The following is a 14,708-nucleotide window of genomic DNA, read 5'->3' on the forward strand; positions in this document are numbered from 1 at the left end:
GATAGCTTTAAAGTGATAGTTAATGCTGTGATTGTTGTAACCAAGCCAGATGTATTGATATACAACTGCCTAGCCACCGTAATAAAGCCGCGCATTATACAGTAATAATGCTCTGACCCCCACCGAAACTTTGCTTTTAATTGATTATTTTATAAACAGTGCATTATTGTATGATTTAATGCTGGTGAGGCTTGTGTACTTAAATTAAAATTTGCCTTAAAAACATCCTGTAAGTTCAGTTCAACAGAAAGGTCTACTTATAATTTACTATCTTATTTTATTACATTTTCAAACAGCTACTCACTCCTAAGCTAGTCTATCGCTATAATTCAGCAACAATAACGCGCAATATGTCTTGTATCGCCTATAATTAAAGATTATAAGTGAATGATAAAAAGCACCTCGCCCTTTCTACAATTATTAAGGAACTCCTTTGAAAGTATTAAAATCACTACTTTTCATTATGGGATTATTTGTTATAACTCAAGCTAAAGCGGGCTTTATTACCACCAATGAACTTGCTCTAGATGCTATATTTTCACAATCGAGTTTTGGAAGTAGACCAATAGATATTCGTATAGGGGCATCAACAGAATTAATTTTCCCTGACCTTCTAGATATATCAAGTGACAGAGAGGTTTTTAAGCTATTTAATCTTCATGTAGGTGCATTTAATGTGGTAAATTTTTATTTTATAGACTCTATTAGCGCATGCGGAATAATAAACGTTAATATCGTCGGCTGTGGTGAGTTTCCAGGGAATGACTTTGTTGTAGAATCGTCGTTCGCCGCAGGTCGTTTTGGTGGTGAATTATTAGCTCACGAACTTGGCCATAACTTAGGATTACCTCACAAATCTGGTCAATTTCTAATGAATGGCTTGCTAAATAACAATACCACGTTGACCACAGATGAGGTTGCAAGAATACATAACAGTTTTTTAGTGCAAAATAATGGACAGACGAGCGATATAGAGTATTGGATTGATATTAATCCGGTGTTAATTGTTGCAATCGCTAGTACACCTGTTCCAGAGCCAAGCACATTAGTTTTATTACTGCTTTCTGTGGGATTTTTAGTTAGAAAAAACAGTCTTAAATCATATCAACAATTAAAATCTACCCTCAATTAGCGTAGTTTCTTTAGTTCATGGAGCTATCATGCTACCTAGTAAATCAGTTTTATTAATCTTTTTACTTGTTTTAATATTTATAAGTCCTGCAAATAGCCATGATCCAAAGTCACTCGATAATTGGCAGATTTTTTGTCCGAATAGCCAGCTGTGTTTTGATCGTCCTTTAAGTTTAAAAGCAGCTGATGTACAAATTATAGATTCAATCGCAGGTCAATTAGAGAACAAAAATTTACTGTTAAGTTATGACTTAGGCTTGTATGCTTCAACATTTCGCGAGCTAATGTCTGCGACTGCTGAGCCAATTATAGTTGACGGCCATCAAGGGCGAATATTAATACAGCAAAACAAAATGGCACTAACCATTCCTAATATTTCAGGTAATACGAGCTTTTCGATGTTAATCGAGTTTAAAAGTACAGTTAAGTTAGATCAGGGTAAACGGATTTTTAAATCGATTAAATTTACACTTACACAGTAACTATTGCGTCATGTTTAAGCCGCTATGCTTTAGGTATTCGTATAATATCTGAATGAAGCATGTGCAAAAGTTATCATTGCCTCAGACTTACTTTACGAAGTTAATAAAACTAAATAATTAATAAGTTGAATCGATAAAGTATGAGTTAAAAACCCATTACACTTTTAGCACAACGACTTCATTAAGCAGTTGAACAAAAGTATTAATTTCAACGGGAGGACTACACACATAGCCTTGATAATAACCACAGTTTAGTGATGCTAAGTAGTTCACTTGCTCACGCGTTTCAACACCTTCCGCCACTACACTTATTTTTAGCGTTTGAGCCATATTAACAATGGTTTCAATAAAGATTGCGCCCTCTTGGGTATCGTAATCATCCAAAAATGCCTTGTCTATTTTGAGTACATCGATAGGAAAGGTTTTTAAATAGGATAACGAAGAATAACCGGTACCAAAATCGTCGAGTGATATTTTAACACCTAGTGCTTTAATGGCCGAAAATGTTTTATGTACCGCTTTGCTGTCATTTAAAAATACAGATTCAGTAATCTCTAAAAAAACTTTGTTGGCGCTTACTTTATAGGTGTCTATTAAAGACTCGAGATGAGAAACAAATCCTCGTTGAAGAATTTGTTGAGCTGCAACATTAATCGACATTCTAAGCTGATAGTTATTATCTTCCCAAATTCTCAGTTGTTTAATCGCTGTTTCCAGTACCCAATCACCAAGCTCAATAATAAAGCCATTCTGTTCAGCAATAGGGATAAAAACATTAGGTGGAATAAAGACGTCGTTAGAATCTTTCCAGCGAATAAGTGCTTCAGCGCCAGTTATAATACCTGTTTTCACATCATTTTGTGGCTGGTAATAAAGCTCGTACTGATCGTTTTTCAGCGCTTCACGCATGGCATTTGTCAGCTCTATATATTCCTGAGTTTTGACATTAAGGCTTTCAGTAAAAAAGTGATACCCTCGCCGACCGCGTGCTTTCGTTTCATACATGGCAATATCGGCATTCTTCATTAATGTCACAAGATCACCACCATCTTTAGGGTAAACCGTGATCCCGATACTACTGGTAATTTGGATGGTAAAGGTATTAATTAACCATGCTTTCATGAGTTGAGTTTGGATACGGTCGATGATTTCATATAACTCAATATCGTCTTTATAATGCGTTAATACAATAACAAACTCATCACCACCGATACGTGCTACAACGTCATTAACACGTAGAATTTTTTGTATTGCTTGAGCAATACTTTTTAATAATTCATCGCCAACATCATGCCCTAAAGAGTCATTAACTGACTTAAAGTGATCTAGATCTAAAAATAATAGTGCAAATTCTTTTTGCTCTCTGTTACTCACCTCTATAATTTGTTCCACTCTTTCCTGCAAGTAATTTCGGTTGGCAAGTCCACTAAGTGAATCTGTTCTAGCTAAGTTATAAAGTTCCTTTTTTTCCTGGTCTAGTCGACTAAATGTTTGCACCATAGAAGCACGTATATATTCGATTTCCCGAATGCTAAACGGCTTGGGAATATTTGAATGATCGTACGCATATTGGCGTAAAGCTGCTAGCGGCAAAGCGACTAGTCGTCCAATAACCAACCAAATTATAGCCACAAAAATAATGGGGATAAGGATAAAAAACAGAATAAAATCGCGCTTCGCTTGCGTAAAGTTATGTTTGATATATTCATTATCAAAATAGAAAACCAGTGCGTAATTTTTAATTAACTTCCCCTGGTAATAGTAAATATTGCCCTGTAATGCACTTTTGTCATTCAGAAACACAAAATCACTTTTATGCGGAGCAAAATACAAGTCGCTTGCTGTTGGTATTTTTGAGTACTTATGTTCGGTTGTCATCACTAGTTCGTCATCTTTAAAGATCGCAATAGCACTCAAATATTTATTATTAGCTGCTCTTCTATCAAGCAATGGTCTAGCAGAAGAAATGGGCTCTTTTTTTATTTGCTTTGATAAAACATAGGACAGTTCAGAAAGGTCGTTTTTTATACTTGTTACAATAATTTTTGCGGTAATATCACGCTGAGAAAAGTAATAATATGCAAATATAATATACATACCGGTAAGTAAGAAAAAGATTAAACCAAAGGCGACTTTTTTAATCGTTAAATTCATATGAGCTCTTTAGTTGAAAAATCTGACTCTTGCATACGCAGCTTTAATGCATCTTCAAGTTCTTTATTAATCCATTCAATGTCGTGCAGCTCGGTTACAAAATCTTCATAGGTCAAGTCAGTAAAATAGGGTTTTATGGTTTCATAAAACTCTTTAGGATCCGAGTGTAATGAGGCAATGGCTTCATCAACCAGCTTTTTAAGGGCAATAAATTGTGCTTTGTGTGCAATAAACTCTTCTGTACGGGTAAAAAGCGCGTCTATTACAAGTAAATCAAGACCGTTCTTCGTTGATATAATCTCTTTAAAACCGTTATGCTTTAATTTAGAGTCGTAAGGCATATAGGTAACAATTAATATCTGCTTATTAGGTTCATTATTTGTCAGCGAGGAAATAGCACTTTGGTCTCTATCAATATAGTTAACCCTTTTCTCGTCGATGTTAAATTTGTAAATAAAGTCATTCAACACCGTGAAGTTTATAGAATCCATCTCTAAGTAAGCATCAATTTCATTGGTACTATTCTGCAACTCAGAAATTGAATGATTACTCATGACCATATCGCCACCATTTGAACGGTCAAATAACATGATGGGCACTACGTTTGGCAACTGAGATTTTAAAATTGAGAGTTCGTACTGAGTGCCACAAAAGGCATCAGAATTACCAGCTTTAAAGAGGTACATATTTTCACTTAAGGAGACAACATTAATAAGCTTAATATCGATTAGAGCAAGTGAACCTTTTTCTTTCGCATAGAATAGTGGAGTGTAGCCTAGCCAGTTAGTTGCCGATATTCTCAAGGTATGATCATGAGACTGTGGCTGACAAGAACACAGCAAAAACACGATAAAAATCAGTAAGAAAATTCTCATATACATTCCCATTTTCCTTGTAATTATAGTATAAATTAACGGATAAAAAAACACCGTTGTAGACGGTTACTATAAGGCACTTCACGGGTAAACTGTGTAATCCAAATTGCTAAGTAACATAGCGCTTCATAAATAGTCTAGCGAAATAGTTAAACAAAAAAGTGCTTTGCTTCAGGATACTTTTCTAAATACTTAACAATATACGAACACTTTGCAACGGCTTGTTTGTTATCTTTTTTTATCTGTTGAAGCACAGCTTCAAGAAGTGTTTTAGCTAATCCTTTGCCAGCAAGTGCTTCAGGAACGATAGTATGCGTTAAATGCATATGTCCATTTTGATCATCGTAAGTGATATAAGCAATGTGTCTTTCGATGTGATATTCATATTTAGATGCTGCTTCATTATGTATAAGTAGATACGACATATGTTTCCTTTTAGATCAATTTGATTAAATTTATTTCTACTGAAAATAGCACGAAATTTCAACCTGTACATGTCATAATTCACAAGAAGTGTCATATAGCTGACATTGGTTATTTTCCTCAGTATTTATACTGGGTAATATCAAATATATTTATCTAAAATTATTCGTCGGTGATTGTAACCTTATGTTAATCGTCATCGGCTTTATCTAGTAAAACTCAGTTTAAAATTTATCTGCAGAAAATGTGCAGGAGGTCAGTGTGAATTATAAAGATTATTATAAAATTATGGCCGTCGATAAAACCGCTACCCAAGATGAAATTAAAACATCTTATCGGAAATTAGCGCGAAAATTTCATCCCGACGTCAGTAAAATAAAAGATGCCGAAACTCGCTTTAAAGACATAAACGAAGCCTATGAAGTGCTACGTGATAAAGAAAAGCGCGCAGCCTATGATCAACTTGGTAGCAATTGGAAAGCAGGTCAATCAGGCTTTACACCACCACCAAGTTGGCAAGATCAATACCAACAAGGCAACGGTAACTTTAATGCGGGTGCTGGCGGTCAAGGCGACTTTAGTGATTTTTTCGAATCATTATTTGGCGGCGGCTTCGGTGGTGGTCAACATGCAGGACAAGGTCGTCGGTCTATGCAAGGACAAGACAGTAACGCAAAAATATTGATTGATTTGCAAGATGCTTATACCGGTGCAACCCGCAATTTCACACTACAAGACCAAGTGATTGATCAACAAGGAAGAACGCAAAATAAAGACCGAACATTAAAGGTGAGTATCCCAAAAGGTATTAAACCAGGTCAAAAAATACGTTTGAAAAAGCAAGGGCAAGCGGGTGTTGGGGGCGCACCAAATGGCGATTTGTATTTAGAAGTAGGTTTCAACCCGAATGCTTTATATATTGTTGAAGGTGCTGATATAACAACAGAGCTTAGTATTAGTCCATGGCAAGCAGCTTTAGGTGAAAAAGTAAAAGTACCAACACCTACAGGACATATTGATTTAAGTTTGCCTAAGTTAATCAGTAGCGGCAGTAAAATGCGCTTAAAAGGCCGAGGACTGCCTTGTAAAGTTGCCGGAGACTTTTTTGTAAAACTAAAAATTGTTTTTCCAAAAAGTTTGTCAACCGAAGAAGAAGCGCTTTATCAATCTTTAAAAGCCCTCTCGGATAATGAGAACAGCAATGTAGATGCTAGTGCAAAGAAAAAAGAAGATGCTTAATTAAGTTTATAACAAGGTGCCATACTGAGTTTTCAGTGTGGCACTATTTCATTGGGCCATTGAATCATTTGGCCCTGAACTGCACTAATACATTTTGTCATAGTTATTCGGTACAACCGGAAATAGTGATATCTGGTCGTTCGCCTTGATCTGCTCGGGTATAAATAAGCTTACAGACGCCAACACTTTCAATTTCACTGGTGGTCAAACCCTCAGTATCATTGGCAAGGGTAAATATTATCGCGGGATCTGTTCCGGTAAGTTTAAAGTCGTCTTCAGTAAAATTAAGTACCAACTTTAAGTTCTCTTGGGTTGCATAGGGATAGCCATATCTTATTCTAATACCTGATGACAGCGTTTCATCAAAGGAATTCCCTACCCCTTCAATAATCGCTTTAGTGTAAGTAAAAGTAGATGCTGTTTCTAACGATGACTTAAGTCCATTCATTACAGCTTGTCGCGCATCACCTTGCAAATTTATAAATTTGGGTAAAACCGTGGCGGCTAAAATACCCAAAATAATAATAACAATAACTAATTCTATTAACGTGAAACCCGACTGTTTCTTCATATGGTGAATTTACTCAAATGCAATATTTTAGCTTAATTTAACATTCTTATATTTTGAATAAAAGTGGGTACCTAGCGCTAAATAATACATTTAGCTTGTCTTTGTAACAAAAGCGTTACAGAGTTTATATTTAAGCAGACTCTCGACTACGATTTAACCAAGGGTGCATTAGCGAGTGTTTGCGTGTATTTTGCCGCTTCTTCTAAAGCTTCTAAATCTTTAACGATCAGTTGATTGCGTTTTTTATCAATGGTACCTGCTTTTTTCCAGTGCTGTAGTTGTTTATTAATCACTTGTCTTACTGAGCCGGTCATTCGTGCCAATGTTTCATCGTTTAAACCATTCACTAAATGATGCTGATGTTCTTCGGCTTTTGCACCGGTATAAAACTTAATTTTATTGATGTGCTCTAAAATAATACGGCTTAAACGTGTGGTGACATCGTGCAAAACTAAATCACTTGCCTGTTGCTCTTTTTCACGCATTTTTTTTGCCAAATAAGGCATAAACTGTTGATTAAATTCTGGATAGGTCCATAACCAGTGTCGCATGGTGGACAGTTTAACCGACAGCAATTTAACTGTAGTTAAAGGAGAAACAATCACGTCATGGGGTTGATCATCTAATAACACCATTAAATCAAAACAATCCCCGGCATAAAGCATATCTAAAGTCGCTTCTCTGCCCGTTTCTGGATTACTTTGTTTAATTTCTATGCTGCCATCAAGTACGACAAAAAAACGTTGAGTAAGTAGGTTTGAATTAAAGTAGTCACCTTTGCGCCATTCATCAAGCTGGAATTCTTGTTGAAAATCCTCAATTAATTTTGCCGGTAAATCTGCAAAAATATTCGCTTGTTTTACTAACACCGGACTGGCTTTTTGTGGCAAATGCGTAACATTTTTATTCATAAGTAAAAATTTAAACTGTAGTGGAGCGTGTGATTTTATTCTACTCCGTTGTCGCTATATAGCAAAAGCTAATCTTGGCTTTTATTTAGCTGGTGCCAACCAGTCACAACTAATAATCTATTGATTTATTTATCTAAAATATATTATCTAATATAAAAAATAGAAAGTTGTCACAACTGTCATATTTGTGACAGAAGCATTTACCCACCTTCCGTATTATAGCCCCACTAACCAAACAGCTTGCGTTAAACCATTAATACAAGTTTGTTTATACGGTCAAATTGCTTACTGGAATATAGCCATAAAGCATCAGACCTTTTTATGAAGTTTTAAAAGAATAGGTGATTATTATGTCTAAGACTATTGGTATTGATTTAGGTACAACAAACTCATGTGTAGCAGTGATGGAAGGCGGCGTTGCAAAAATTATTGAAAATGCGGAAGGTAGCCGTACCACGCCATCAATTGTTGCTTATGCCAACAATGAAACATTAGCGGGTCAACCAGCAAAAAGACAAGCGGTGACAAACTCTAAAAATACATTATTTGCGATTAAACGTTTAATTGGTCGTAAATTTGAAGATAAAGAAGTGCAAAAAGATATTAAACTTGCACCTTATAAAATCGTTAAATCAAGTAACGGTGACGCTTGGGTTGAAGTGAATGGCAAAGCTTTATCGCCACAAGAAGTATCAGCACAAGTGTTACGTAAACTAAAAAAAGATGCTGAAGCTTATTTAGGTGAAACAGTAACAGACGCGGTTATTACCGTACCTGCCTACTTTAATGATTCACAGCGCCAAGCAACAAAAGATGCAGGTAAAATTGCCGGGCTTAATGTCAAACGTATTATTAACGAGCCAACAGCGGCAGCATTAGCTTATGGTGTTGACAAAAATAGTAAAGCTGACCAAAAAGTGGCTGTATACGATTTAGGTGGCGGTACATTCGATGTGTCTATTATCGAAATAGCCAATGTTGACGGTGAAAAGCAATTTGAAGTATTAGCAACCAATGGTGATACCTTTTTAGGTGGTGAAGATTTTGATTTACGCTTAATAAATTACCTTGCTGATGAATTCAAAAAAGAAAGTGGTATTGATATCAAACAAGATCCTTTAGCCCTACAGCGTATTAAAGAAGCGGCTGAAAAAGCGAAAATAGAGTTGTCATCAGCATTACAAACCGACGTGAATTTACCTTATGTTACCGCTGACGCTAATGGCCCTAAACATTTAAAGATACAAGTTACTCGCGCCAAATTAGAGTCACTAGTTGATGACTTGGTAAAAAGCACCATCGCCCCATGTGAGCAAGCATTAAAAGATGCGGGTTTAAGCAAAAGCGATATTAACGAAGTTATTTTGGTTGGTGGTCAATCACGTATGCCAAAAGTGCAAGAAGCCGTTAAAGCTTTTTTTGGCAAAGAACCACGTAAAGATGTAAACCCAGATGAAGCGGTTGCCATGGGTGCAGCGATTCAAGCGGGTGTGTTGTCAGGAACAGTGGGTGATGTGCTATTACTTGATGTAACGCCATTATCACTGGGTATTGAAACCTTAGGCGGTGTAATGACCAAGCTTATTGATAAAAATACCACCATACCAACACGTGCTTCTGAAACGTTCTCAACAGCTGAAGATAATCAAGCTGCGGTTAATGTACATGTGCTACAAGGCCAGCGTGAAATGGCAACAGATAATAAATCGTTAGGTCAATTTAGCTTAACAGATATTAACCCTGGCCCACGCGGTTCAGTACAAGTTGAAGTCACCTTTGATATTGACGCTGATGGTATTTTAAATGTTACCGCCAAAGACAAAGCAACTGGTAAGGAGCAAAGCATTAAAATTACCGCATCAAGTGGCTTAACGGAAGATGAAGTTAATCGTATGGTGAACGATGCAGAAATGCACGCAACTGAAGATAAGAAAAAGCGTGAACTCGTTGAGCAACGTAACCAAGCGGATCAATTAATTCATACCGTACAAACTTCGATGAACACGTTAAGTGAAGATCAACAAGGCGAGCTTAACACCTTAATCGAGCAACTGAAAATGGCGGTTAATGGTGATGACAAAGGCGCAATTGAAATGCGACAAAAAGCATTACAAGAGGCTTACACTAACATGATGCAAGCTCAACAAGCGCAGTCACAGCAAGCAGAGCAACCTCAAGGAAATGCTGCCAATGATGAAGCTAGCAAGGAAGATGTTATTGATGCTGAGTTTGAAGATGTCAGTAATGGTTAAAAGCTTGAAGCTATAAGTTAATAGCTATCAGTTAAGAGCTGAAGACAAACCCCTAATATTTAATATTAGGGGTTTTTTATGGCATATAAAATCTCAGTAAATTCCATACAATTATAATTTTTTATTTTTGACTCGTTATGAGCTTTTAAAGATCCACAAGTAATACCTTAACGAGTAGTAATTAAGACCTGAAATCAAGCAATATCAATGATTAAGCTTGCAAAGCATAAAATAGTAGAAAATAATGGCCTATACTGTTTTTCAAAAAGTTGCTTATGTTGAATATATTTGAAGTTAAAAATTATTGTCATGCAAAATTAATGGTCGAGAGTTGGCCAATTAGCCATTCGAATACTTGGTGCATCCTAGGCACTAATGACTCAGGAAGACAAGAACTTGCTCAATTGCTATCGCGAGAAATAACGCCAATATCTGTAGACACAATGCACTTACCTGCGCCAAATGACATCGCTATTATTTCCTTTGAAGCACAACAAAAAGTATATGAGTACGAGTTAAAAATCGATAATAGCGACTTCATAGATCAGCAGGATCTTGGCACGTTAGTGAAAGAGTTTTTACCTCAAGATAAATTAAACGACCCGCTTATTAAACTCGTAGGATTAGCTGATTTATTAAACTCTGGTTACCGACAATTAAGCTCAGGTGAAAGCCGTAAACTACTGATACTTTCAGCACTTCTGCATGAAAAGAAAATGATTATTTGTGAAGACCCCTTTGACAGTTTAGATCAAGAAAGTAGCCAAACCTTATCGACACTTTTTAAACGTATTATTAAAGATAGCAATATCACGCTTATCCTTCTATTGGGTAACCGTATCGACATCCCAGATTGGTGTGAGCAATTAGCAGTAATTAAACAGGGAGATTTTAACGTTATTGGCACTCAACATTGTGCTAAAACACAAGCCAAACTCGATGATTTTTTTAAAGACGATGATGAACCTATTACGTTACCGGAACAGTTTTATGCGACTAAGTTAAATGCACCTGATTATTTGGTAAAATTAGTTAATGGCACTGTGCGTTATCAAAGTAAAACCGTTTTTCAGGGGCTGAATTTCAGTGTAAAGCCCCAGCAACATACCTTAATAACCGGCCGAAATGGGAGTGGTAAATCAACGTTATTACATTTAATAACGGGCGAGTGCACGCAATGCTACAGCAACGACTTAACATTATTTGGTCATAAACGAGGTAGTGGCGAAACTATTTGGCAATTAAAAAAAGATATGGGCATAGTTACGCCTGAATTGCATCGCCAATATCGCGTAAACTCAGATTTACTTACGGTAGTACTTTCAGGTTTTTTTGATTCTATCGGTCTGTATCAACAACCTGAAACATATCACATAACATACGCTCAGCAATGGTTAAAAAAGGTGGGGTTAATTCATAAAGAAAAAACATTATTTAACGATTTAAGTTTTGGTGAACAAAGGTTAGCACTTATCGTAAGAGCCTTAATTAAGGCACCATTGTTATTGATCCTTGATGAAATAACACAAGGTTTAGATGAGTTTAACCGTCATCGCATATTAAAAATCATTAAAATGATCATGAAAGAGAGTAATTCCACCATACTGTTTGTAACCCACAGAAAAGACGAACTGCTTGACGACTTTACTCAGCACATTAAACTCTGATCACCCCTTTATAAATAGAGGTTGTTAATACTTTCTACAACATTTGTAATTATTAAAGCACAGGAACCTAATATTTATTATTAGGTCCTCTATTTTTCTCTATTTTTTTGCCAATAAAAACAATCCACTTAGTCAAGTTATAAAGCATATAGACTCCGAACAGTTAACAATCCCTTTTATTCCCGAAAATTATGAGGCACTATGCCTTGGTATCAAGTGTAATATTTTGTAACTAACCTGTCGTTAATTGTAAAAATAAATATAGAAATAAACATAAAAAACTTAACTAAATGGTTATAAGTTACTAATAAATTAACGGTGGTCATGGTTTCCGTTTACAAAAAAACTATTAAAAAGAAGGAACATTCTTTGAAACTTAATAAAAAATTAATACTTACTCTTCTGAGTAGCTTTAGCTTTATGGCAAGTGCTGATGTACTTAATGGTAATTTCGAAGCTTGGTCAAATGCAAGTGCCGACAACTGGACTACTGTAGACACTGGCATCAACGTTAGCCAAAACACCAATACAATAAAAACTGGCACAAGCTCTGCCGCTATTACTGTTAATACCGCAACACAAGGCTCAACCGATTTTTTACAAAATATAGCCGTAACGGCGGGCCAAAATTATGATTTTTCGGTTTGGGTTTATCATACCGAAGGAGGTGTTAAAGCTAGACTTTTCGCTGACGGTTATCGAGGTTATTCAGATCCTAATTTAGTTAATCAATGGCAACAAGTTAGTTATACATATTCAGCAACCACCACAAAAGAAATAGCTGTTGGCTTGCGCTTTTATGACACCACTGGCTTCGACGGCTCTGAAACCGTTTATGTTGATGACTTTGAACCCACTACAAGTGCAGGCACTGGTGGTGGTACTGGCTGCTCAGACAATGAAATTACCTTCAGCTTAACCACAGATCAATATGGTTATGAAACCAGTTGGTCGATAAAAAATAGCAGTAACATAGAGCAAGCTATTGGCAGTAACTTAAGTAACTCAACCAGTTATAGCGAAAACATTTGTTTAACCGATGGCGATTATACTTTTACTATAAACGACAGCTATGGCGATGGTATTTGCTGTACTTATGGTAACGGTTCGTACGATATCTCGCTTGCAGGAACTTCACTTGTTTCAGGCGGTACGTTTACTCAAACAGAAAGTAAAACCTTCACCCTTGGTACTGCAGGTGGCGGCTCTGGCGGTAATCCAGGGACTTATTATCAAAGTATTACAACACAAACTGGCTATAGCCTTAAAACCGCTTTACACAATTTAATTAAAAACCACACCGCTCAAGGCTATGGCGCAATTTGGACCTTCTACGCTAACCATTCATTAGATACCTATTATGATAACGACGGTACAATTTTAGATATTTATGCTGAAAAACCTTTCGGTAGTGATAGCTATTCTTATACCAAAGTAACTAATCAATGTGGCTCTTATCGCGGTGAAGGTGATTGTTACAACCGTGAACATTCATTTCCAAAAAGCTGGTTTGGCGGCACAATAGAACCGATGAATTCTGATATTCATCATATTTTTGCTACCGATGGTTATGTTAACTCTAAGCGCAGCGGCTTCCCTTACGGTGAAGTAGCGAGTGCCACGTTTACTTCTACCAACAATAGTAAACTCGGCTCAGCCACTTCAGCATTAGGTTATAACGGTACCGTATTTGAACCTATTAATGAATTTAAAGGTGATTTAGCCCGCGCTCAACTTTATATGGCAACGCGCTATCAAAACGTTATCTCATCTTGGCAAACCAATAGCACTTATGGCAATGCGATATTAGATGGCAGTAGTAATAAAGTGTTCGAAACATGGCAGCTAAATATGTTATTACGCTGGCACGCTAACGACCCGGTTAGTCAAAAAGAAATTGACCGAAACGAAGCGGCTTATTCACATCAAGGTAACCGTAATCCATTTGTTGACCACCCTGAATACGTGGAAAAAATTTGGAGCGTAAACTAATAGTAAGTATACAAATGAAGTGGTGCTAGAAGCGCCATTTCATTTTTATTTACCTAACACAACTGCTCTCAAGCAAGATAAAATCCTCCCTAAGTGTTATATACAGCTTTTATAATTCCTTTAAAGTAATTAAACACTATCGCTAAAGGGCTTTTTAAATGCATAAATACATCATTGTTTTGCTCGCCTTTCTCACCTTATCTTGTGTTACGCAACAGGCTATTATTGAATCTGAAAACTTTTACCAAGGTACAAAAAAAATACATTTATTTGATAATAAAGGAGAAAAGTATTTTATCGGTACAGTCACTTTCTCAAATAATGCAGAGAAAATTCATTATAAAATTGACGTTGAACATCAAATATTTAAAGATTATTTTTTATCAATGAAAGAAATGAAATGCTTAGAAGGTCCCGAATTATGGTGCCATTTAGCTTACCCATATAGTAGCCCTCGAAATATCACCACAACAGATTTTAGTTGGCTTTCACATGACTTATTATTTATGTACAAAAAAGCCTCCCAATTTGGTGCCAACTTTTATCAAGGTATTTATTATCGTTTTGAGCTCAAGTCAGATAAATTAAGTGGTACAGCTATGGCAGTTGATCTAAACCTTTTGGCAGCGCCACCAAAAAACACAACATTACCACCCGTAACTGCGCACGATATTGATGAACTAGAGCCAACCAATCGATGGCTGCCGGTAATCGAAATTCAATAAAAATTTAAATAGTTCATTGTTAAGTTGTTGAGTACTTATGCAGTTTAGTAAAATTTAAAATAACACTCATCTTAAATACAACCTAACTACATAGCAGCGAAATTTAAATATATCATCCGTTGTCATATTTAAACGGCAAATTTTTAGCGAGTAGATACTAAATTACCTATTTATCCCCCAACCTGCACCAATACCTGCGGGGTCAGGTTCGTTGAAACATACCTGCGGGGTCAGGTTCGTTGAAATGTCTGGAATATATGAACATTAGTTTTAGTTATCAAAGCAC

12 protein-coding genes are annotated in these 14,708 nt (G+C 36.3%); 7 read left to right on the top strand and 5 right to left on the bottom strand.

Going from position 1 to position 14,708, the window contains the following annotated elements; all coding sequences use genetic code 11:
* Positions 1-433 precede the first annotated feature (433 nt).
* Positions 434-1,132 carry a PEP-CTERM sorting domain-containing protein gene (locus A3Q33_RS01880; protein WP_081178342.1) on the top strand — a complete coding sequence of 233 codons (699 nt, stop codon included), beginning with the start codon at positions 434-436 and terminating at the stop codon, positions 1,130-1,132.
* Positions 1,133-1,160: 28 nt separating this feature from the next.
* The gene (locus A3Q33_RS01885) at positions 1,161-1,613 is read left to right on the top strand and encodes a hypothetical protein (protein ID WP_081178344.1); all 453 of its coding nucleotides are present in this window, start codon (positions 1,161-1,163) and stop codon (positions 1,611-1,613) included.
* A gap of 156 nt (positions 1,614-1,769) precedes the next feature.
* On the opposite strand, the gene A3Q33_RS01890 is transcribed toward A3Q33_RS01885, so the two are convergent.
* The 3 genes from A3Q33_RS01890 to A3Q33_RS01900 form a co-directional block, all read right to left on the bottom strand.
* A complete protein-coding gene (locus A3Q33_RS01890) occupies positions 1,770-3,767 on the bottom strand; it encodes a putative bifunctional diguanylate cyclase/phosphodiesterase (RefSeq protein WP_081178346.1) in 1,998 nt (665 codons plus the stop codon).
* Positions 3,764-4,648, bottom strand: a complete 885-nt coding sequence (locus tag A3Q33_RS01895) for a type 2 periplasmic-binding domain-containing protein (protein WP_081178348.1) — start codon at positions 4,646-4,648, stop codon at positions 3,764-3,766. The genes A3Q33_RS01890 and A3Q33_RS01895 overlap by 4 nt, the downstream gene beginning before the upstream one ends.
* A 143-nt stretch (positions 4,649-4,791) precedes the next feature.
* Positions 4,792-5,067, bottom strand: coding sequence for a GNAT family N-acetyltransferase (locus A3Q33_RS01900; protein WP_081178350.1), 276 nt, complete (start codon positions 5,065-5,067; stop codon positions 4,792-4,794).
* Positions 5,068-5,326: 259 nt separating this feature from the next.
* On the opposite strand from A3Q33_RS01900, the gene A3Q33_RS01905 reads away from it, so the two are divergent.
* Complete coding sequence (locus tag A3Q33_RS01905) at positions 5,327-6,304, top strand: DnaJ C-terminal domain-containing protein (RefSeq protein ID WP_081178352.1); 978 nt, start codon at positions 5,327-5,329, stop codon at positions 6,302-6,304.
* 103 nt (positions 6,305-6,407) lie between these two features.
* Here A3Q33_RS01905 and A3Q33_RS20920 read toward each other — a convergent pair whose 3' ends face one another.
* Positions 6,408-6,875, bottom strand: coding sequence for a prepilin-type N-terminal cleavage/methylation domain-containing protein (locus tag A3Q33_RS20920; protein ID WP_081178354.1), 468 nt, complete (start codon positions 6,873-6,875; stop codon positions 6,408-6,410).
* 146 nt (positions 6,876-7,021) lie between these two features.
* The gene (locus A3Q33_RS01915; RefSeq protein WP_081178356.1) at positions 7,022-7,786 is read right to left on the bottom strand and encodes a Crp/Fnr family transcriptional regulator; all 765 of its coding nucleotides are present in this window, start codon (positions 7,784-7,786) and stop codon (positions 7,022-7,024) included.
* A 350-nt stretch (positions 7,787-8,136) separates the two neighbouring features.
* On the opposite strand from A3Q33_RS01915, the gene dnaK reads away from it, so the two are divergent.
* The 4 genes from dnaK (at position 8,137) to A3Q33_RS01935 (ending at position 14,422) form a co-directional block, all read left to right on the top strand.
* Positions 8,137-10,038: a molecular chaperone DnaK gene (gene dnaK, locus A3Q33_RS01920; RefSeq protein WP_081178358.1), complete on the top strand. Its 1,902-nt coding sequence runs from the start codon at positions 8,137-8,139 to the stop codon at positions 10,036-10,038.
* 275 nt (positions 10,039-10,313) lie between these two features.
* A complete protein-coding gene (locus A3Q33_RS01925; RefSeq protein WP_081178359.1) occupies positions 10,314-11,705 on the top strand; it encodes an ATP-binding cassette domain-containing protein in 1,392 nt (463 codons plus the stop codon).
* 324 nt (positions 11,706-12,029) lie between these two features.
* Positions 12,030-13,697, top strand: a complete 1,668-nt coding sequence (locus A3Q33_RS01930; protein ID WP_081178361.1) for an endonuclease — start codon at positions 12,030-12,032, stop codon at positions 13,695-13,697.
* Positions 13,698-13,855: 158 nt separating this feature from the next.
* Positions 13,856-14,422 carry a hypothetical protein gene (locus A3Q33_RS01935; RefSeq protein ID WP_081178363.1) on the top strand — a complete coding sequence of 189 codons (567 nt, stop codon included), beginning with the start codon at positions 13,856-13,858 and terminating at the stop codon, positions 14,420-14,422.
* Positions 14,423-14,708 lie beyond the last annotated feature (286 nt).

It is taken from the genome of Colwellia sp. PAMC 21821, from assembly GCF_002077175.1.
Lineage (GTDB): Bacteria > Pseudomonadota > Gammaproteobacteria > Enterobacterales > Alteromonadaceae > Cognaticolwellia.